This window comes from Bacillus sp. REN16, from assembly GCF_020731355.1.
In the GTDB taxonomy this organism is placed as follows: domain Bacteria; phylum Bacillota; class Bacilli; order Bacillales; family Bacillaceae_L; genus Ferdinandcohnia.
This window is the reverse complement of the sequence record NZ_JAJFZK010000005.1, coordinates 135,585-155,920: the sequence shown is the minus strand read 5'-3', so window position 1 is coordinate 155,920 and position 20,336 is coordinate 135,585. Positions and strand designations below refer to the sequence as shown.

At 38.5% G+C, this 20,336-nt stretch carries 18 protein-coding genes; 1 reads left to right on the top strand and 17 read right to left on the bottom strand.

Annotated elements, in window-relative coordinates; all coding sequences use genetic code 11:
• Nucleotides 1-3: 3 nt before the first annotated feature.
• The 12 genes from LKW28_RS08100 to LKW28_RS08045 form a co-directional block, all read right to left on the bottom strand.
• The gene (locus LKW28_RS08100; protein WP_229139852.1) at nt 4-1,872 is read right to left on the bottom strand and encodes a beta-N-acetylhexosaminidase; all 1,869 of its coding nucleotides are present in this window, start codon (nt 1,870-1,872) and stop codon (nt 4-6) included.
• 1 nt (nt 1,873) lies between these two features.
• Nucleotides 1,874-2,584: an alpha/beta hydrolase gene (locus LKW28_RS08095; protein ID WP_229139851.1), complete on the bottom strand. Its 711-nt coding sequence runs from the start codon at nt 2,582-2,584 to the stop codon at nt 1,874-1,876.
• Between the two features lie 16 nt (nt 2,585-2,600).
• Nucleotides 2,601-3,482 carry an ROK family protein gene (locus LKW28_RS08090; RefSeq protein WP_229139850.1) on the bottom strand — a complete coding sequence of 294 codons (882 nt, stop codon included), beginning with the start codon at nt 3,480-3,482 and terminating at the stop codon, nt 2,601-2,603.
• Nucleotides 3,483-3,573: 91 nt separating this feature from the next.
• Nucleotides 3,574-4,266 (bottom strand): N-acetylmannosamine-6-phosphate 2-epimerase, encoded by a 693-nt coding sequence (locus tag LKW28_RS08085; RefSeq protein WP_229139849.1) that lies wholly within the window; start codon nt 4,264-4,266, stop codon nt 3,574-3,576.
• A 34-nt stretch (nt 4,267-4,300) separates the two neighbouring features.
• On the bottom strand, nt 4,301-5,476 hold the full coding sequence (locus LKW28_RS08080; protein ID WP_229139848.1) for an alpha amylase family protein: 1,176 nt from the start codon (nt 5,474-5,476) through the stop codon (nt 4,301-4,303).
• 12 nt (nt 5,477-5,488) lie between these two features.
• On the bottom strand, nt 5,489-7,066 hold the full coding sequence (locus tag LKW28_RS08075; RefSeq protein ID WP_229139847.1) for an FAD-dependent oxidoreductase: 1,578 nt from the start codon (nt 7,064-7,066) through the stop codon (nt 5,489-5,491).
• A gap of 24 nt (nt 7,067-7,090) precedes the next feature.
• Nucleotides 7,091-8,638, bottom strand: a complete 1,548-nt coding sequence (locus LKW28_RS08070; protein ID WP_229139846.1) for a DUF4127 family protein — start codon at nt 8,636-8,638, stop codon at nt 7,091-7,093.
• A gap of 63 nt (nt 8,639-8,701) precedes the next feature.
• Entirely contained in the window at nt 8,702-9,535 is an 834-nt protein-coding gene (locus tag LKW28_RS08065; protein ID WP_229139845.1) for a carbohydrate ABC transporter permease, read from the bottom strand.
• A gap of 13 nt (nt 9,536-9,548) precedes the next feature.
• On the bottom strand, nt 9,549-10,448 hold the full coding sequence (locus LKW28_RS08060) for a carbohydrate ABC transporter permease (protein ID WP_229139844.1): 900 nt from the start codon (nt 10,446-10,448) through the stop codon (nt 9,549-9,551).
• A gap of 124 nt (nt 10,449-10,572) precedes the next feature.
• Nucleotides 10,573-11,859, bottom strand: coding sequence for an ABC transporter substrate-binding protein (locus LKW28_RS08055; RefSeq protein WP_229139843.1), 1,287 nt, complete (start codon nt 11,857-11,859; stop codon nt 10,573-10,575).
• A gap of 203 nt (nt 11,860-12,062) precedes the next feature.
• The gene (locus LKW28_RS08050; RefSeq protein ID WP_229139842.1) at nt 12,063-12,659 is read right to left on the bottom strand and encodes a DUF624 domain-containing protein; all 597 of its coding nucleotides are present in this window, start codon (nt 12,657-12,659) and stop codon (nt 12,063-12,065) included.
• A 26-nt stretch (nt 12,660-12,685) separates the two neighbouring features.
• The gene (locus tag LKW28_RS08045; protein ID WP_229139841.1) at nt 12,686-13,543 is read right to left on the bottom strand and encodes a MurR/RpiR family transcriptional regulator; all 858 of its coding nucleotides are present in this window, start codon (nt 13,541-13,543) and stop codon (nt 12,686-12,688) included.
• Nucleotides 13,544-13,887: 344 nt separating this feature from the next.
• On the opposite strand from LKW28_RS08045, the gene LKW28_RS08040 reads away from it, so the two are divergent.
• Nucleotides 13,888-14,958 (top strand): hypothetical protein, encoded by a 1,071-nt coding sequence (locus LKW28_RS08040; protein WP_229139840.1) that lies wholly within the window; start codon nt 13,888-13,890, stop codon nt 14,956-14,958.
• A 101-nt stretch (nt 14,959-15,059) separates the two neighbouring features.
• Here LKW28_RS08040 and LKW28_RS23125 read toward each other — a convergent pair whose 3' ends face one another.
• From LKW28_RS23125 to LKW28_RS08015, 5 genes are all read right to left on the bottom strand, one after another.
• The gene (locus LKW28_RS23125; protein ID WP_324255024.1) at nt 15,060-15,737 is read right to left on the bottom strand and encodes a group II intron maturase-specific domain-containing protein; all 678 of its coding nucleotides are present in this window, start codon (nt 15,735-15,737) and stop codon (nt 15,060-15,062) included.
• 98 nt (nt 15,738-15,835) lie between these two features.
• Complete coding sequence (locus tag LKW28_RS08030) at nt 15,836-16,849, bottom strand: site-specific integrase (protein ID WP_229139838.1); 1,014 nt, start codon at nt 16,847-16,849, stop codon at nt 15,836-15,838.
• A complete protein-coding gene (locus tag LKW28_RS08025) occupies nt 16,836-17,822 on the bottom strand; it encodes a tyrosine-type recombinase/integrase (protein ID WP_229139837.1) in 987 nt (328 codons plus the stop codon). The genes LKW28_RS08030 and LKW28_RS08025 overlap by 14 nt, the downstream gene beginning before the upstream one ends.
• On the bottom strand, nt 17,815-19,050 hold the full coding sequence (locus LKW28_RS08020) for a site-specific integrase (protein ID WP_229139836.1): 1,236 nt from the start codon (nt 19,048-19,050) through the stop codon (nt 17,815-17,817). The genes LKW28_RS08025 and LKW28_RS08020 overlap by 8 nt, the downstream gene beginning before the upstream one ends.
• Before the next feature lie 149 nt (nt 19,051-19,199).
• Nucleotides 19,200-19,859: a reverse transcriptase domain-containing protein gene (locus tag LKW28_RS08015; RefSeq protein WP_229139835.1), complete on the bottom strand. Its 660-nt coding sequence runs from the start codon at nt 19,857-19,859 to the stop codon at nt 19,200-19,202.
• Nucleotides 19,860-20,336: the final 477 nt, after the last annotated feature.

Here is a 20,336-nt window from a genome sequence, read left to right as displayed (position 1 = left end):
ATTTTATAATGTCCCAGCTGTTACAATCCGGTTGTAGGTTTCGCCTCTTCCCAATGTTACGTTTTCCGGGAATTGTTCAGGACCATCATATCGAAGACGATTTTCTTCGAGTTCTTCTATTTTTGTAAGGTTACCCTTCAACCATTGATCCAATCGATACTCCGCTGTTTCAATTCGAGTCAGTATACCCCCATATCGAATGTCAAGAACTTCCCAGCCGAAAGCTTTATTAACGGAGAACCATACATCTCGATGTGCCATTCTTAACCTATCTATCCCTACTTTCAGAATTTCCAGGTTTTCAAGACAGACCTTAATTCCCACTTTATCTCCATTGTCATAGGCTGACTTTACATCAATACCAAGCTCCGCCTTCACGCTTAATACCATTGCTAGCTGCTCATAAAAATGAAATAATTCTTTCGAGCCTTGATTACGTTCCTTAACTACCCGTAGTTTTTCCACTAAACCTCTGTAATGGTAAGCAATCGGAAATCCCTTTATATTTTCATCAAATAAACCTAGTAATACATCCTGCCAAAGCAAAAACTTGGAAGGGTTTGAAGAATATAAATTATCCTCCATGACTCCTGGAATCTCGTCGAATTGATTCAATAAAAGGAAATCATTTATATCAGATCCAGTACAGTAGTTAAACCTTTCTTTCAAATGCTCTCTACTCACTATTTGATGATACGTATGCTCAGCAAATAATTGCAGGCCAGGAAGTGCTGTTTGGATCGGGGTTTCAGTACCGTTATCACCCCACATGGTTGCAAATACCTCTTTAATACCGGTTTTTCTGCAGGCATTTAATGCCGCCTCCGTATTCCGGAAAGCCCTTGAATAGTTAGGGGAGATTCCATTCCAAGTCCATAACCCTCCAGCAAAAAGTGGATCCGAAACGATCTGTTTATGTGTGTTCAGCATTCCCTCATAGAAACTTTGATCCGAATGATAGTAATCCCAATACACCATTTGTACGTTAGGAATGGATTGCTTAACCTGTTCCAATAAAGTTTTATCAAAATCATAATAATTTCCGCTTTGGGAGGCTAGTCGAAAGTACATATCACTCCAAATCATTGGTTGCAGACCAAATTCATCGGTGATTGATACTACCTCTTGAAGATGGCGATTCATAATGTCAAATCGATTTTGATACCCGTTTTTCTCAATATACACTCCACGCCCAAGCTGCAACGCTTCATCCATGCCGATATGAATTCTTTTTGTACGATAAGGCCTAACGGCTGCCCCTATCAGTTTTTTAAGAAGTTCATACGTTTTCGGTTCCCCGACAAGCAAAATATCATCCGTATCCTTGATTCCATTCGCATAGCCCCACTTCAACGCTTCTTTTAGATGGGCAAGTGTTTGAATACACGGTATCATTTCAATCCCAAGTTGAAAAGCATAATCATCACATTCCCGAATTTCCTCTTCAGAATACCTGCCACGCATATATCCAAAATAAGGGACTTCTGGAACCTCGTATGTATCCTCTGTATATACCATGACCATGTTTAAGCCCATCACAGACATTTTTCGAAGCAGCATTTTAATACCATCAACCGTAAGGACTGCATTTCTCGAAACATCAATCATCGCCCCACTGGTTTCAAATTGAGGCACTTCAGTAAGATGGAATTCATTATTTTTTTCTATGTGCTGAAGCCACAGCCCCAATCCTCTGAAAAAATGAATCTTCTTTTCAAAGACAATCTGTTTGTTCGTCACTTCTAAGGGTCCTTTGCGATTTATAACCTCAATCGGGTATCCATCCTCCGCAATTTTTATTCCCAACTCAGCACTGAGAATTGTTACACCTTTTAAAACATCTGATACATCACCAGTAAAATATAACTCCATGTCAAACCTCCTTCACAAAAAACTCTAGCACGGAAGGTAAATCCCTTTCCCAAACCTTCCAAAGGTGTTCATCTTCTGATTCTATATACTGTACGGTTATCTTTTTCGATAAAAAGCTTCTATATAATTGTCGATTCCTTGTCAAAATATATAATTTTTCATTCGATATTGAGGATACGAACTCGTCTTCATATGTTCCAACAGTTTGGTATACGTTCCAGTCAGGAAGTTCAACCTTCTCCAGCTGTCCAATATCGCCAGCAGAAACAGCCGGAGACTGAACCAATAAATGCGTCCACATTTCCGGCCGTTCCAGTGCGATATTCAAGCTTATATTACCTGCCAAAGAATCTCCTAGAAGGCCTCTTCTTGATACGTTAGCTCCTAAGATTCTTTCAATCTCTGGAATAAATTCATCATTCATAAAACGAAGAAACAGGCTAAAGGAAGTCCCGTTCCGACTAAATGAATTCCATCTTTCAACCGAATCCCCAGGATGGATCAGGACAAAAACAAGTCGATTGGCAAGCTCAGGAGTCTCACATACTAACCTCTGAATCACGTTTTCCAATCCTCCTAGCTCTAAATAGTCCCTGCCATCTTGGACATATAATAGATAGGCATCCTCAATATTCTCGCTCAACGTTAATACCATGTAATCTAGTGTTTTATTTAAGTGGGAACTATGGAATTTACGATTATCCTTTTTCATTGAATTTAGCTCCTTTTCAGCTAAATTTATGCAACGAAATCGCACCATAAAGGCCAGCTTTGTTGCCAAACTCAGATTTCAAGATTTTTACATCTGAATAACTATCCATAATGTGTTGTTGAACCTTTTCAGAAACAAGTTTGATAGATAAATCCTGTTCCATGATTCCACCACCTAAAATGACACAAGGCGGGTTGAAGATATGAATCAAACTGGCAATACCACGCGCAACCTCATTTGTCCAATGATCAAATACTTTAAACAGCCGTTCATTGCCGCTTTGAATCATTTCAAACAGCTGTCTGCCGTTTGTGCACTCTGGATCTATCTTCTTCACTTCCCTAATGAGAGCTGTTGTCGAGCCATATTGCTCATAGCATCCATGATTTCCACAACCACATGGAATACCATTCGGATACAGATTCATATGACCAAATTCTCCTGCACTACCTGTAACACCACGATGCAACTTCGAATCAATTACAATCGCGCCGCCAATACCTGTCCCAAAGGTCAAAAAAAGAAAATCGCGATATTTCTTACCCACTCCATAAAACTTTTCACCTAAAGCTGCTGCATTCACATCGTTCTCTACATTTACAGGTACATTAAACTTTGATTCTAGTAGATCCTTAATTCTGGTACCAGTGTAGTTTGGCAGATTTTCATTTGCATAGATAATATAGCCTTCCTTACTATTCACCTGGCCGGCTGTGCTAATACTGATTGCATCTATATCTGAGTACTTGGCGATTATATCCTCCAATTTTTGAACAATATAAGGCCCTCCCTTTTTCCTTTCCGTTACAACCTCATCAAATAGTTGAATCACACCATTCTCGTCGGTCACGCCGATTTTTATCGATGTCCCGCCAATATCCGCAGCAAATATTTTCATCTCTCTCACCTCAATGTAGGGTTATCAACAGGTCCGTAATCCCATCATATTTTAATAGGGACAAGGGACCTGCCCCCTTGTCCCCTTAGATTCAATCCTGTAACACTTTTAAAAACCGTTTTGTAATTTCTTGCGGACGTGTAATCGCGGATCCAACTACCGCTGAATGGACTCCTGTTGCGATGACTTGCTTTAATTCCTCAGGTGACGAGATTCCGCCCTCTGCAATGACTGGTACACTGATTTGATCTACAAATTGTTTGATTAAATCAATGTTGGGTAATGTTACATCCTTCGTATAGTCTGTATACCCTGATAATGTTGTTCCGGCAGCATCAAATCCCAATTTTTCTGCTTGAATACCCTCTTCCAAAGTAGAGCAATCCGCCATGAATAATTGATTGGGATATTTTCTTCTGATTTCTGGAAAAATCTCTGCTATCGTATAACCATCTGGTCGTACTCTGCTAGTTGCATCCAATGCAATCATATCTACACCTTCATTTACTAGAAGCTCAATTTCCTTCAATGTAGGCGTGATAAAAACTTTGGAATTGTCATAATCCTGTTTAATAATCCCGATGATTGGCAAGTCTGTTACTTTTTTAATTTCCCGGATGTCTTCCACACTGTTAGCCCGTATACCACTTGCACCTGCCTGGGTTGCAGCCACCGCCATTTTACTCATGATATAGGAGCTATGAAGAGGCTCGTCAGGCAAGGCTTGACACGACACAACTAACCTTCTATATATTTTGTCAAAAAACACTTGTTTCGTTTCCATTTCATACACTCCAGTTGCAATCTAAGATAATTAGTTAAATGGTCTCTTCTAGCTCGTTCCACCACTGGTAGTCCTCTATATACACTGTGTCAAACAGCATGACTCCATTTGTCCGCTCCTTACAAAGCTGAACAGCCTTCTTAAACTGGTCTACATTGTCGGTATAATCCTTCAAAAATAAGCTAGCAATCACAGGAATTTGGTCATTAATCGCTTCCTTACTCATTTCAATCGCACCTTCAACACTATACCAGCTAGCAGGTCTTCCATTGTTTTTCGCTTCATCAATCGTAACTTCCGGGTAATAGCAGCCAGTCATGATAAAATCAAATTCCTCTGCATAAGCGGATGTATGGTACGTATCAGAAGTCCAATCCAATGAAGGGTGATAGGTTTCACTTCCCCAGTTGACGCCTTCGTTATAATACAATGGGTACCAGGAGCCTACATATATTGAAAAAATCAAATCTGAATTTCTTGTTTTAACCACATTTTTTGCTTTTTGAACAAAGTTTTTAATGTTTTTCGCACGGAACTCTGCCCATTTTGGAAAAAACGGACCAAATGCAGGTTTGTTTTCCTCAATCGTCATAACATCCTTTGGCCAATTGTTAACCGCTTGACCGATATACGCTTCAAATTTCGCTCGACTCAGGCTACTAAAATCACCATAAATATTGGGATAGCGACATCTATCTAATACAACACCATCGATTTCATAGTTCCGAACAATTTCTTGAATAATATTTAGCTCATAGGCTTCAACCTCTGGATGAATCGGATTCACAAAAACCGTTGGATCATGGTGGTTTTCCGCAGCTGTCGGCATATTAGAGAGCGCCTCGTTATAATGAACAACCTGCCATTCTGGCTTGTCATACACCATTCCTTCTTTTGCAATTCCATTTCCTTCTGCAAATACATCCACATTTGCAATAATCTTCAATCCTGCCCCTTTGGCGTAATGAATCATTTCCTGAAGAAAATCGCGACCTTTCCAATCATGATACTGTTCGTCCTTCATTTCACTCACATGATATGCATATTCACTTGGATAGGTTGTAAATCCATAAGGAATTTTTGCATCGACGACAAGATGTGTTATGTTACATTTTAGCGCGCGATCTATTAGATCTTTCATCTTTTCAGTTTCCAATAATCGAGTACCATTTGCTAAAAAATCAACCCACAATATGTTTGATTGTTCCATTTGGTCTCCTCCTTATAGGTCAATATCTTCTGGCCAACGAAGCTGAACACCATTATTTAATAGTAGATTTTGATATTCCTCTAAATGTTGCTGTTCTTCCCTTACCTGATGCGGGGTCACATTATTCAATTTGGAATAGGCCACTAAATATCCCGCTGATTCTCCGATATTCCATTCCGTTGGATGAAGTCTGTAGCACCCATTTGTTATTTGTGTGGTTCCAATATTTTTACAAGCAGGGATTAGATTCTTTACCCGTACTGGCAATAGAGCTCCAAGCGGTATTTCATAGGGGTAATTTGGAATATAGAAACTTCGATTTGAAACTGTTGTATGATGTAAATCCAAATGATAGCTACCTACACCGACGCTGTCGAAATACTCACATATTCCTTTTTCTCCTCTTACTTCTTTACTCACATCTTGTTCTGTTATGGTATAGACAGCTTTAATTCTTCTCGATTCGCGAATATATGGATATTTTGCAAGACCATCCTCTGTATCCAATACATCCTTCCGCAGTCGTAAGCCAGGGAATCCCTTCCCGCCATCAAGTCTTGGTGCTTCTGTTTGCAGCCAATATAAGAGTGATAAGCTTTGTTGTTTTGCGTTAAACAAGTTTTTTTCGATTTCCTCTTCAGGTACTCCATAGATGGGACCTAGAAAATAGTCATTTTGCGCCCAATTGATGAGGGAAATATCACCTTCATACAAATTACCTTCCAAATTCTCTGTATCTAGTATTCTTCGATAGGTGAATAAGGAAGGAATACCTTCTTCATTTGGGAACAGCGTAAATTGTTTTAGCTTTGATGTATCATCTGCATCTGTTGCATACCAGCTGAAAAGTGGTAGATGCGAGAAGCTCGGCATATAGTCACGCCAAAAATCATACTGTTCCGGTTTGTCGATTACAAAATTTCCGCCCTCCACGTAATCCACTGCAAACACATAGGTAAAGGATTGCATATCAATCGGGTTTGCTTCATCTAAAGCGTGAGGTTCCCCGGTTTCTTCTCTTGATTCAGCTCCGGAAACATATTCAACACCCGCAATCGGTAAAACGTCTCCACATTCAGTAGCATCTAAAAAGTAATCACCGACCAATTCGATTTGTTGAGATCCGGAGATGTGTGTCACCGTTACAGATTTTACGACATCCTCTTCTGTCTTCGCTTTTAGAGGCTTGTAGTTGTATAGAACCTTTATTTTTCCACTGTTGATGTATGGGGCAAGCATATCTTCAATGACCTTCAATGCAACCTTAGGTTCATGCGCCAATCGGCTTACCCAACCATTTCCGGGGTTTAATATATCATTTTCCTTCGCTTCCTTTGTGAGCGGATAATTGTCACGATAGTATTGGCGCACACGATCTCTAAATTCACGATATGTATCGGTACACCCATATCTTTCAATCCATTTATGTTCATCAGGAGGTACTGCCTGACTTGTAAGCTGTCCACCCAGCCAATCTGTTTCTTCCGTCATAATGACCTTTAAACCCATTTTGGCAACAGATAGGGAGGCCATAAAACCGCCTAAACCTCCACCTATTACCACGACATCAGTAGTTTCTTGCTTCATCATTGCAGCAACTCCTTTTTTTAACACCTAATCTTGTTTTATATGTTCAACATCCAGTCCGATTTCAAACATACGGTTCCAGGGCATGTAGCATTCATTTATTAGCAGAACGTTTTCTTCGTAATTAAGGTGTTCCTTTATAAACTCCGTCAATTGTTCCTTTACAATCTCTGAAATCTTTCCATTCTTTCCATCAACAAGGAAATAGTCATAGCCTAATTCCGGTAAAACATTATTTGTGATATTCTTTCTGACGACACTGCAATATCCAGCATCCTCGACATAGCGTAATGCTAAAAAATCTGTATGGGCTTGGGTGCTTCCATATATATTGTGGAGCATGCCCTGTGCAATGCATGTTCCTAATGTATTTGAGCTCGTATTCCAGCCTGCATAGCCAGCAAGTGAAAAAAGAAGATTCTTTCTTTTTAATAGCTTTAGCAGTCCTAAATCGGCCCCATTAGCAAACGCGACATCGCCCACCACACATGGGATGTTTCTTACCTTAACTGTGTATTCTAGCTGCTCTGCAAAATCGATTAAATTTCGATTTACCTGGTATTTTGTACTAAGCTGATCCTGATAGGCAGCTTCCATCATCGGCTCAACAGGCGAATTTACGAATAATGCAATATCAGCTTCAGCAAGATTTGAAGTCATGAGTCCGCCCGCTGCCAATATTTGATATTTAAGAGTTTCCATTAAAGGACGATCTTCGTATAACGGTGTGACAGAAGGGCCGTGTGTGCTCGAGAAAACAGGGTATACCAATGGTCTCATTCCTTTAAAGCTATTAAGCATTCTGGCCAGCAACGTACACCCTACTTCATCTGCACCCGGATACATATACACATCCAGTTCGAGATGTTGGGCGGCAATCGCCCCTCTAACCTCCTGCTGATCAATAGCAGTCCACCCGTATGGCGCAGAATCATCCTGTGGAATAATCATAAAATCAATCATTCCATTACTCACATATTCAAGCGCGAGCTTATTTACTTCAACGTTAATGTTTCTGCGAGATAAATAATCCTTCACTATCTCTTTAGGAAGCTGTTGATCTAGGTTTTCATACTGATTTTTCTCTTCTTCAGATGCAAGCTTAGCAGAGATGAGGTGATGCAATTTCCCATAATGAAAAATTTCACTACCCCAATCTTCGTAATAGTCCGGTTCCTCATCACTGCTTGAATACTTTGGACATCTCATAATTAAGTTGAAAGCATATATTTTTACACTTGGGTTTATTTCTTTTATCCTTGAAAGCCTCGCTAGCGCATTCCTACATTCATCCAACGTTAGATGGTGCAATCTAGAAGGAATAATTCCCCCATATAACAAAGTATCTAATGAAAGAATTAGACCATCTGCATCCACAACTTCCTCATAGAGCCATTCCCAAATCTTTTCTGTGTTTCCGGGTACCTTTTTATCCCCCATCAGATTTAAGCTTGGTCTTACAAGCTTCACTTCTTCGTGGGCGGAGGGACCTGTCCCCTTAACCCCTGTTAAAAGGCTTGGAAAATCATAGTTGCATGGACGTTCGTCTAACGGGATATAAGCAATTTTGTACATTTGAAATCTCCCTTTCCATTTGGAAATTATTAGGCGAACAGAAGAACCGTCCCCTTGTTTCCCCTATCCTTTAACCGCACCTGAAATTCCTTCCATATAGTATTTTTGTGTGAATAAGAAGACGAAGATGATTGGTAATACTGAGATTACCGTTCCAGCTGCGATCCACCCAAAGTTATATGAGAACTGACCATTTAAGAAGCTTAACGCTGAAGCTAATGGGTATTTTTCTGTATTTAACACAATAATTGGCCATAGGAAGCTATTCCAGTTCGCCATAAATTCAAATAAACCAACAACCGCAACAGCCGGTTTGATCATCGGCATCATTAATTGACCCCAAATTCGAAATTCCGATGCGCCATCCATTTTCCCTGAATCCCTAATATCTGTTGGAATTCCCATGAATGCTTGTCTGAACAGGAATATATTAAACACTGAAACTAGTGTCGGTAGTACAACTCCTGTAAAAGTATTAATTAATCCCATGCTGTTTATCGTTAAATAGTTTACAACTAGTCCTGCGGCTGCAGGAATAATCATCGTTGAAACGAGTAATAGGAAAATAAAGTTTCTTCCTTTAAATCTGAAAACCGCTAACGGATAGGCCGTTAAAGCACTGAATAAAATACTAAAGGTCACACCCAGGAAGGTGATAATAACCGTGTTCCAAATATATTTAAGAAAATCCATATACTCCCATACTTCCAAATAGTTTTTAAAATCAATGAAAGTTGGAAGTATTGCAGGCGGAAATGCAAAAATATTTTTCCCTGGCATAAGCGATACACTAATTAGCCAAAGAAATGGCCCCATCATAAAAATGGCAAATAAGATTAATAACGCATACACAAAGAACTTATTGACGATTGTTTTTACTAGTTTCGTATTTTTCATAGGCTCATCCATATTAATATGGATTTACACCTCCCTTCTTGTTAAACACGAAGATGAAAATACTAAAGAACATAATAATGAAACTTACAATCAAGCCTAGTGCGGATGAGTAGCCAAACTCAAATTGCTCAAATCCTTGCTGGTAAATATACACACTACTTGTCAATGTTGCATTACCAGGTCCACCAGAAGTTAAGACGAAGACTTCATCAAATACACGAATTGCAGCCATTAAAGAAATTAAAGTACAGAAGAACACATATGGCTTTAATAAAGGAATGGTGATCTTTGTAATGATTTGGAAGTTACTTGCTCCGTCAATTTTTGCTGCTTCAATACAATCAGTTGGAACAGCTTGTAGACCAGCAAGATAGATCATCATATAGTAGCCTAAGCCCTTCCATAACGTAATAAACATTAATGCCCAAAGGGCTGTATCCTTATCAGATAGCCAGTTCACCTTATCATCTAGAATGCCAATTGACATTAAGAGATAATTGAGAACTCCGTTTGCGCTCATCAACCAACCCCAGATGATCGCAACAGCAACCATAGAGGTAACAACTGGAACATAATAGGCCGTCCTAAAAAACTTAATCCCAGCGATTTTTCGATTCACTAATACAGCCATCAAGATGGAAATAATTTGGATAAAAGGCACGATAATCATATAAAGCAGAGAGTTTTTAATAGAAGCGATAAAATCTACGTCGGAAAAAGCTCTTTTAAAATTATCAAGTCCTACGAAGGACGTTTCACCGATTACCGAATAGTTGGTGAACGCCAGAGGAAAACTGAAAATAATTGGCCAAAAGGTAAAAAGAGCAAGCAATATTAACCCTGGTGCCATGAATAGCCAGGCTGTTTGAACCTCGGTAAATCTGCTATAACCGGAAGCTCTTTTCTTTCCCATAGGGCATAACCTCCTTTTAATGCGCTAAGCGCTCTTGATGCTAAACATCACGGAAGAAAAATGAATCTTTCCTATCCTTTTTAAAAAAATGGGCAGAAGGATATCTGCCCATTCAGTTTTACTATTAACGACTTAAAATATCATTAATTTCCTTCTCTGCTGCATCTAGCTCAGCTTGTAGATCTTGGTCATTGATGTAGATGTTCTGTAAATGCTTAGCCATTGTTTTATTCACGTCGTTCGCATTTTCAATTCCGATATAGAAATCTGTTGCTTTGTCTAAGCTTTCAACAGATGCTGTTAACGCTTGACCTTCTAAAGTTCCATCATTTTTATAGAAGAATTCATCCTTCGCAGCTTCCTTTGTTGACGGAAGTGTGCTAGCTGCTTTAGAGAATGCTAATTGGTTTGCATCATTTGATACATAATGTGCAAATGCAGTAGCTGCATCCACATTTTTAGAATCCTTAGGAACAACTAGATTCATAGTGTTTGTAAAACGAATGCCCGCTTTTCCTGTTGGAGCTGGAACTGCGATTGTTTTTTCATATACATCAGGTGAAGCTGTTTTCAATTGATTAATAAAAGAAGAACTTGAGATAATCATCGCCACTTGTTCACTACCGAATAGCTGAACTTGTTTATCAAACGCTGGAATATCCTTTGGTATAACGCCGGCTTCAATTAGATCAATATTACCTTGGATGTATTCTTTAACTTCATCGGTATTAAATACCGCTTTGTCACCTTCGACAAGCTTGTAGCCTTCTTCTAGAATCGAACGAGTATCCATTGAGAATACATATCCAAAAGCATCTGTTTTCTCCTTAATTTGTTTACCCCAGTTTGCTAAATCCTCTTTTGTTTGTGGTGCCTTACTTACATCAATACCTGCTTTTTCAGCTAATTCAGTATTAATATATAGAACAGGAATTCCTGTATACCATGGAAGTGCATTTGCACGACCGTCAGTTACAGTAGAATTATAGATTCCTTCATAATATATCCCTTTTTGCTCATCTGATAATTGCTCGTTAAAATCTACTAAAGCACCTTTTGAAGCCATTTGGTTGGCAAGCTCAGTATTTAAGTTAACAACGTCTGGAGCTTGTTTACTAGCAATGCTTGTCAATAATTTGTTTTGAACCGCATCATACGGGAAGTCTTTCCAATCTATTTTTACATTTGGATTTTCTTCTTCGTATTTTGCAATAAGGTCATTGAAATAATCATTAAAAGTTGGTTGAAGCGAAATTGTCCAAAATTCAACTGTTGTTTGTTCGTCCTTTTTTCCATCTGTTGAATCTGAGTTACTTGACCCTGAATCCTTGGAGCCACTACATGCTGCTAAGACACTTAAAACAAGTAAAAACACCATAGCTACTGATAGTAATTTTTTGAATCTAATCATTTCTTTCTCACCTCATTGGATTTTTTTGAGTTTCGATTTCTAATAGTAATTGTATTCGTGCACCCCCTACTAGATTTCAAAACCGACTTTCATTAAGCGCTTTCAGTAGAGAATTAACTCTCTATTTAGAATGTATCACCTTTTGGAGATTAAATCCACCATTTTTATTAAAAAATAAAAAAATCTCCATTTTTTATTTTAATCTAATTATTCTCTGCATCATGATCCCTTGCAAACAACAGAAAATAATAGGTAAATGCAAGAAGACTAAATGAAATGATGAATGGAACAAAACGAAGATAGATTGATAGAACAACAATCAACCCATTTATCACCGTAATCAATAAAGGCTTTACGGGTTGTTTAAAGTATTGAAAAAAGCTGACAATTATTAATGTTTTTAAACGATCCTCTCCCAAAATAAATAGTTTCATAAGATAACTAAATACTCCTAAGAATAAAAGAGTCACGATTACATTAAAGGGCAAAAGAAAATTCTGTAAAGCCGTTGGCAAATAAAAAGACGCGATAATATCACCGATTATGACAACTGAAATTACAAAAAGAAGGAGCCATATCTTTAAACCTTTTTTCAAATAATCATAAAAGAGTTTAAGGTATTGTCTCCAAGCTGGTGTTGGTTTTTCGTCAGACATATCTTTAATCGCTCCTACCAATGCCACAAAAGAAGGATAAGCTGTGACTAAAGGTAGGGAGCAAATAATAAATAAGAAGTTTAACAGCACCAAATCTACTATATATTCGAGAACTTCAAATAGTTTATTATTTGAAGAAACCATGATTTTCACCTTTTTCTATTAGAGTATTAGTACAATTTGTCGAGAACGGATTCCGCTGTACTCTTTATGGCCCTGGACACTTGTTCTTTGTTGCCAAGAGCTGCGTTTGTTGCTAGGACATCTAATAGTAAAAGCTGAGCAATCTTTGAAGAAAAAATCCCACCTTCAAATGGCGATTCTTTATTTGCTGCAAGGAGAATTAAGTCCGCATACTTTGTAATAGGCGATCGTGCCTGGTTTGTAATACACATGATAAATGCTTTGTTTTCCTTTGCAATTTCAATAGCATCAACAACGTCCTTTGTACTTCCTGAAGAAGATATGGCAATAATTAAATCATCCTTACCTAATAAAGACGCCGTCATTGACATAATATGAGAATCAGAGACATGTTCTGTGTTGTAGCCTAGCCTCATAAATCGATGTTGACCATCCAATGCTGTAAATCCAGATGACCCCACGCCAAAGAAATAGATTTTCTTTGCACTATTTATTTTCCCAACTGCTGCCTGTAAAGTGCTCTCTTGAAGTAATGAGACTGTATCATTTAAAGCACTTACATTTTGATTCGAAATCTTTTTCGCAACCACATCAACGGAATCCTGTTCATCAATTTTACCGTAAACCTGTTCATCGGCTTCCATGAGATTTTGTGCAACAGATAATTTAAATTCTTGAAATCCTCTATATCCTAATTTTCTGCAAAAACGTAAAACTGTAGTTTCACCAACCCCAACCACTTCTGCTAAATCAGTTACCGAGGAATACACAGCTTCCGCATGATTGACCATAATATAATCCGCTACCTTTTGTTCTGTTTTCGTAAGCGAGTTGTATACAGATTTAATAATTAAAAGAGGGTTCACTTTCTCAGTCTTCGGCATAAACATTCTCCTTTGTCTTGTTTCTGAAATTCATATGAAGAAATATTCCTCCACTTAATAAAAAAGAGAATATATCCTCCAACTCAAGGATACAAAATCCCATCGCATCCGTCAAGGCGGGCAATAAAACAGGCTTTAAATTCACCATTTTTCTTTTTAAAATATAATTTGATACCTATCTCTTTTTAAAAAAAGGGGGACTTTTTCCTCATTTTTATAAAAAAGGAAGGAAAAATCCAACAATTATCGAATCTACATAAACATTGAATTTCCCTCTTAGCTTCTTAGGATGTTGAATAGTCATTATTTGGGGTTTCAATAAAAATAGAAGAGGAGGAAAAAGAATGAAAATGAAGTCTGCATTAGCTGTTGGTACTATTCTATTGGCATTTCTACTTCCTAGTCAGGCATTTGCCAATGAAGATTATGTACCTATCGAAACACTCAAGCCTGCTGCTCATCTTGAAAAGCCAGAATTAAACCAAACAGGAGGAAAACTGATTCTTAGTGATTCACCAGAAACATACTCCGACAATGGTGCGTTTTATCGCGATAAAGCTACTGGAGAATTCCGAGTGTTTTGGCATCATCAAAATATTAGTGGAGAGAATCGGTATGTTAGCTTAGCCTTAACAAACACTTCAGATGAAACAGTAATGGTGTTTTCTAAAGGGATTGGTGCTTCAGTCAGTATTTATCCTGACGTTGCTGGAAAAGAAGCGTTAGTACAATTTTTAGAAGAAAAGGCTGAGAAAAAATATATTAAAACTCTTAAGCCTGGTGAAAGCTATTTCCTAGAAACAAATGCAAACGATGGAGATACGGTAAGTGGGATTGCCCAATATGATGTCTACACGAAACATGGCCATCAGCCTGCCACTGTCACTGCGACTACACTTAACTATGTAGAACGTCCAGCTGACCCGCTATCTGTTGAGATTTTACCGCCTGACTCACATGTTCGAGGAAGTTTTCCACATTTTGATCGTGAGGGGACGCTTACGTATGATACAGCATTAGGAAATGCCTATATTCGACTGTCTTCAGCTGCTTCCGGTCAATGGAGTGATAAATTACCAGGAGAATATGAAGAAGGCATTAGTGTCGTCGATGGAAATAAACCGGTAATCAATAATGGAAACTATGGTGTTTTATACGATTTAGATGTTAAAGTGGAAAATAGTTTACATCATCCGCTGCAACTCTCCGTCTACGATAACCCTGCTGGCGGATTCGGTCACTTTGCTATGCAATGGAACGGCAAACTTAACACTACTGGGTTTCTAAGCTATGTAAATGCATGGAAGTTTGCATCCGAAAAAATTGGAGCCAACGGGAATCAATATGATTTTGTAACAAGCCTTCCAGGGGGCGCATCTGGTCCTTCGGTTATCTACTTTGTTCCCGAAAAATAAATGGAACCTAGATTCATTCAGAAAATAGAGTAGGCGCATGAATTATTCATGCGCCTCTCACAGATCCGTACGTGCGGGTCATCGCATACGGCTCCTCCATGTTATCCCCGTTGGGGATGATGTTCATTGTAAATATCCACTAAAGAAACAAGACCTAGCTCCTTAAACCATTTGTTTGGAAGTGCAGTGTTTACTGGCGTGCATTTTGAACTTCTCCATGCATACATGCGCAACCGAGGAAGTTCCCCTTTCCACTTTCTTCTGCGTAATTCCCTATGCAATTTCCTGATTTTCCGCCAGCTTCTTAATTGAACTGCCCTTAACCTTCTTCGAATCCATCCATCAAACTCACTAAACAATGACTTTGTATGCCCATGTCCGAAATAGTTTCCCCATCCCCGAAGATATGGATTTAGTTTATCTTTAATCAATCGTGCTATGTTTACGGTTTGATTACGTTTTGTTATTTCCTTAACTTTATCCTTAAACTTCATAATTGACTTTTCTGATGGCTTAACCCAAAAGGCTTGTTTAAATTCGTACCCAAGAAAAACAAACCGTTTCTCTAGATTGTTTACAATTCTCGTCTTTTCAGGATGGACGATTAATCCAAGATTTTGTTCTAGAAAACGGGTAATCGACTTAAGTACACGTTCTGCGCCTTTTTGCGACTTACAACATATGACGAAGTCATCCGCATATCTTGTAATGCGATGCCCTCTCTCTGTCATAAGTTCATCTAACGGGTACAAATATACGTTCGCAAGAAGGGGACTGATAACCCCACCTTATGCAAAGTAAAATATTATGCAAAGAAAACGTTCTAAAGCCCGAAATATAAAGGCTTTTACTCCATTTACTTTGCATAACTTCATAGCTACTTTAATTCAGAAAGCCAAGTAATAAGTGCCTGATCCTTACTCCAGTCGGGAAGATTGCCATCAATTAAATCTGGATACACATTTTCGACAGCCTTCCTTTTCGCTTCTGTATCTGCTCTCGCATAGATTTCGGTAGTTTTTAAATCGACATGGCCAAGAAAATCCCGAATGTATATAAGATTTACCCCTGCTTGTAATAAATGCATTGCCTTCGAGTGACGAAACATATGAGGTTTCACCTTCGAAGGTACAATAGTTGAAGTCTTCCTTGATAATTCAACATATTTGGAAATAATGTAGGCAACCCCTTCTTTAGTTAACTTGTTTTTCTGATGGTTTGTAAAAAGAGGATATTCATTTTTCCATGGTTTATCCAGTTTGTTCTCGACAATGTAGCGTTCTAATAAAGATACTGTGTTTTTTAGGAGAGGAACACGTCTTACCTTGTTACCTTTTCCAGTTAATATAATAACCGCTGGATTTTGTAATATTACATCACTTACTTTAATATCAATAAGTTCCTGCACCCTGGCACCTGTATCATATAGAACACTCATCAATGTAAGATTACGTCGTCCTTTAAAGCAGCCCCTGTCGGGCTGTTTCAGAAGTAGTTCCATAGCCTCCGGTGTCAGATGCTCTACCACTGTTTTTCTTGCCTTTTTGGTAGGGATTGCGATTACCTTTTGAAAATGGAATAGACCGGAAGGTTCTTCGGCCTGAACATACCGGAAAAAGGAATGAATCGCTGAAAGCCTCTGATTTCTAGTTGAAATGCTGCACTTTCTAACCGTTTCCAACCATTCTAGAAAACCAGTAAGCAGCCCGCTTGTTAGAATATCTAGTGTAATTCTTTCTGCTGGAATGCTTTTTATTTCCTGACAGTACTTAATCAAAAGTTTAAATGTATCACGGTATGATTGAATTGTATTCTTACTTACATTTCTCTGGGATGGAAGGTACACGGAAAGAAACTCTGTAAGGTACTTCGCAAAATCAGTAGGTTTCATCGGTATCACCTACCAACTGAGGAATCATTTCTGGAAACCGTGATTCTAGCTTTAATGTAATGTCTGGAAACACATCCGCAGTGAGACGCAAATAATAAGCTGTTTCCTCGAAAGAATCGTGGCCTAAATAAGTTTTAAGTACCGGAAGATATACCGTTAAATCCTTTTCTTGTTCGGACCATTTTTTCAGACAATGAACTGCATAAGTGTGGCGAAAATCATGAATACGTGGACCCCGTCCTCTTCCGCCGTGTGAAATTCCAGCTCGCCATAGAAACTTACGGAAGTTTTTATACACATTTCCCGCAGTCATCGGTTTACCATCAAGCGCTGGAAAAAAATAATCTTTTGCATTTGGATAAGGATGTGCCATTTTTGAATAATGCCGACAACGTTCCGTAAGGGACGCGGACATCGGTACCAACCTACTGTTATCATTTTTAGATTGATTTATGGTCAGGACACCATTTTCAAGATCAACATCAGCTATTTTTAGAAACCTTGCCTCAGATACCCTCAAGCCACACATATAAATCATACGAAAGAACACTGGCATAATTAAATGTCTGTGTGGACATTCGGAACAGAATTTGCAATTTTCCGTTTCAGTAAAAAATCCTTTTAGTTCACCAATAGTATATATATATGGTACATATTGTTCTTCTTTAGGAAAATATCCCTTAGGGATAATATATGTTTTAACTTCGATGGAATCGAGATACTTACCAAATTGGCGTATAAACGATGCACGTGAACATAAATTCGCCTGTGATTCGTAAGGTTTTTTGCTGCACCAGTCTAATACGATTTCCTTAGTAAGTTCGGTGGCATGGGGGTATTTTTCTAATGTAAATATGTCAAATCGTTTTAGATGGCGCGCTTCTGTATCGTATATATAGCCGATTGCCTTTTTCAATTCCACATGACTTTGGAGATGATTTCTAAAAGGTCCTTCATAAATGATATCACTCATGATTTAGTACCTCCTCAAAATCAAGCGAACATTCTTTCAGCTTTTTAATATCAACCTTTAGATAGACTGCTGTTGAGTCGGTATCCACATGACCGAGAATATCTGAAATAGTGGAAAGAGGTGTATCTTGTTCAAGAAGCATACTGGCCATAGTATGCCTAAGAGAATGCATACCTCTTCTTTTTTTCAAAGTAGGAAGGTGTGCTAATTCCATATACCTTTTAATTAGCTGATTTAGATGATCATCTTCTGAAAAGGGACCAAATGGCGCCATGTGTCTTACAAATACATACGAACTGTTTATTTTAGGACGGCCGTATTTCAGATAATCAATGACTGCCCAGCCCACCTCCGGTGTTAATGGAAGAGATAAAGCATGTCTTGTTTTTGATTGAGTAAATACAAGTTTCTTTTCTTCCCAATAGAAGTTCTCCATTTTTAAATTTTTTATATCTGTACACCGCAAACCGAGGCAACATGCCATTAGAATAATCGCATAATCCCTTTTCCCTTTTGGACTTCCTCTGTCAATTGCAGCGAATAGTTTTTTCAACTCATCTTCTGTCCATACAGATGGAATACGAGTTTGTTTTCTTGCCTGGACCATAGGTGTTTTTGAAGCAAAATCGATCTGTGTTTCTCCAGTTTCAAGAAGGAAACGGAAAAAAGCACGCATGGAACAAATATTTTGTTCAACTGTTTTGTAAGTATAGCCGGCCAAAGTTTTAATATAGTCGTTAATAACTGTGAGATTAATTTCTTTACAATCCTTAACCTTCTGCGAGAAGAGGTAATCCATGAATCGTGCAGATTGCTTTACATAATGGTCAATCGTAACTTTTGAATAATCTTTATCTATACAGTACTGCTTAAAGCGGTTACTAATTTCAATAAAATACGAATCCGTAAGGATTTCCTTATGCTTATAGTACCGACGTAAAATAGTATGATGTAGTTGAAAATCACCTAACATTCGTATTATACGAAGTTCTTGAGTCTCTGACTGTGAGAGCGTACGATTAAAATCTTTCCCTAGAATATGAAAGTACTTTTCAACAAATTCCATTCCTAATCTTTCAGAATAGTGGGTTTCACCTTTTTCCTGAGCGAATTGAAGCAACATTTGCCAACGCCTCCGGTAGAAATTCATGGTTCCTTCCGTATAACCAAGGCGTAGCATTTCCTGCTCAAGGTTTGGGATCAGTTCTTCTAATGTTCTTTTTTTCATAAACATTCCTCCAAAAATGATATTTTGAGTATCAAACTCTTTATCATCTTTGGATATTATGCAAAGAAAATTACATTACATTATTGATTTTTATAAGGATTTTATCGATTACTTTGCATAATTACTTTCTTTGCATAAGGTGGGTTATGCTAAGCTTTGCATAACCCACCTTGTGGAGTGCCTTTTTCGTTTAGGTGGAAACTACCGCCCTCCATAACTCCTGCTTGGAGGAAACTTTCAAGTAGTCCAATGACACTTCCATCCACTATTTCTTCTCTAACCAAAGACATAAGCTTGTCATGCGGAATTGTATCAAAGTACGATTTTAAGTCTGCATCAATTACATACACATAGCCATCCATTAAATCCTTTCGGATTTTCTCCAATGCCATATGTGCACTTCGGTTCGGTCGAAAGCCAAAACTACAATCAAGAAATTTTGCTTCAAATATTGGTTCTATTATTCTACGCACAGAAGCCTGTACTACTCGGTCTCTCACGGTTGGGATACCTAGAGGTCTTTTTGAACCATCGGCCTTTGGAATATATACACGTTTCACAGGTCTCGGCCTGTATGACTTTTCTCGTAATTCGCGTTGAAGGATTTGTACATTATCCTCCACACCAAATTCAAATGCCTTAATTGTTACTCCATCTACCCCTGCGGCTCCACGATTCCTTTTAACCTCTTTAAAGGCTTCCTCCATGTTAGGCATTGACCATATTTTATCTATGAGACTATACCATTTCTTCTTTTGTGGAGTCTTTACTCCCTCACGAAAACCCTGTTTGTCTTTCTTTCCGTTCATGTTCCGTTTCTTTCCTTTCGGTCTGATGATTGACTAGCCCAACCTCGGCAATATCAACAGATTCATAAAGTACTACGCCCCATACGGTCTACCCTTCTGTTCGACCCCGATTCTAAGGATTTATCCTCTCAGTTTCTGTATGGACATGACGTATTCTAAGATAACTCAGTTTCTCTTCCATGGACAGACGGGCTTCGCATAGAGTTCATACCTTTTGGGTTATGGCTCCTCTCAATTACTCTGAATTGAGTCACTTACTTTTGCGACCTTTCCAGTAAGCTTATACACTACTATCCCCTGCTCTGACTTCTCACCATCCATAATCTTAACTTGCCCATCACGGACTTGTATAAGGTTTACCATACTAGGTATGGAGACGATGAGACCTCCTTGGGTCACGTCATCGGGCTTTCACTCGAATCTAGTCCTCCTAACTAACAGAACCACGGTGGTATTGGACATCCCCATCTTTTGCAA